This is a genomic window from Polynucleobacter sp. 35-46-11 (assembly GCF_002281105.1).
Genome location: NZ_NCFJ01000684.1, coordinates 1 through 1,158 on the forward strand (window position 1 = coordinate 1; position 1,158 = coordinate 1,158).

At 45.1% G+C, this 1,158-nt stretch carries 1 protein-coding gene and 1 pseudogene; one reads left to right on the forward strand and one right to left on the reverse strand.

Annotated features, from left to right (window positions below; translation table 11 throughout):
* Positions 1–118 (forward strand): annotated as a pseudogene (locus B7Y67_RS18770) (ferric iron uptake transcriptional regulator); the annotation flags it as partial.
* 105 nt (positions 119–223) lie between these two features.
* Here B7Y67_RS18770 and gap read toward each other — a convergent pair.
* Positions 224–1,158, reverse strand: a 935-nt coding sequence (gap, locus tag B7Y67_RS18775) for a type I glyceraldehyde-3-phosphate dehydrogenase (protein WP_293599929.1), incomplete at its 5' end; no start/stop codon positions are given.

A 1,158-nucleotide genomic window follows, 5' to 3' on the forward strand; every position in this document is an offset into this window, starting at 1 on the left:
AATTGAGAAAAGGCAGCGCGATATTGCTAAAAACCTTGGTTTTAAGCTCCAAGAGCACTCCTTAGCCATGTATGGCCACTGCCAAAAGAAGAATTGTCGCAATAAGCCGAAGTCTTAATCGAGGAAGATAGGTGCAGATAATGAAAAAAGACCTCAATTGAGGTCTTTTTTACATACAAAATAAGATTTTAAACTCTTTTAGCTTTAAAACCTCATCAATTACTCACTTTATAGCCATTAATGCTTCAGCGGCATTGAGCATTTGGACTGAATAGCCCCACTCGTTGTCATACCAAGCCAAAACTTTGACCAACTTACCATCTGCTGACACGCGAGTCTGGGAAGCATCGTAAATACTGGGGCGTGGATCATGATTGAAGTCGATCGATACCAAAGGCAAGGTATTGAAACCCAAAATACCCTTCAATTCACCCTCGCTTGCTGTTTTGAGGATGGAGTTGACTTCGTCCACACTAGTAGCGCGGCTGGCAGCAAAGGTTAAATCCACGACAGAAACGTTAATGACAGGCACGCGCATTGCAAAACCATCAAAGCGTCCTGCCAAAGCTGGCAACACCAAACCAACCGCTTTTGCAGCACCGGTCTTGGTTGGAATCATACTGCTCACAGCAGAACGCGCACGGCGCATATCCTTGTGATACACGTCAGTCAGAACCTGGTCATTTGTAAATGCATGAATCGTTGTCATCAAGCCAGACTCGATACCAATTTTTTCCAGCAATGGCTTAACCAAAGGTGCTAAACAGTTAGTCGTGCAGCTCGCGTTAGAAACCACGACGTCACTTGGTTTAAGCACTTGCTGATTTACACCGTAAACAATTGTGGCATCCACATCTTTTTCACCGGGAGCAGAGATCAATACTTTCTTCGCGCCCTGAGAGATATGCACCATGGCTTTTTCTTTTGAGGTGAACTTGCCGGAGCACTCGAGCACTAAGTCCACACCCAACTCGCCCCAAGGGGTTTCTAAAGGATTGCGGGTCGAGAACATTTTGATGCGATCGCCATTTACCACCATGCAATCCCCATCTACTTTTACTTCAGCAGGAAAACGACCGTGCGCAGAATCATATTGCGTTAAGTGAGCATTGATATCGATATCTCCCATGGCATTAATCGCCACGATTTTGATATCAC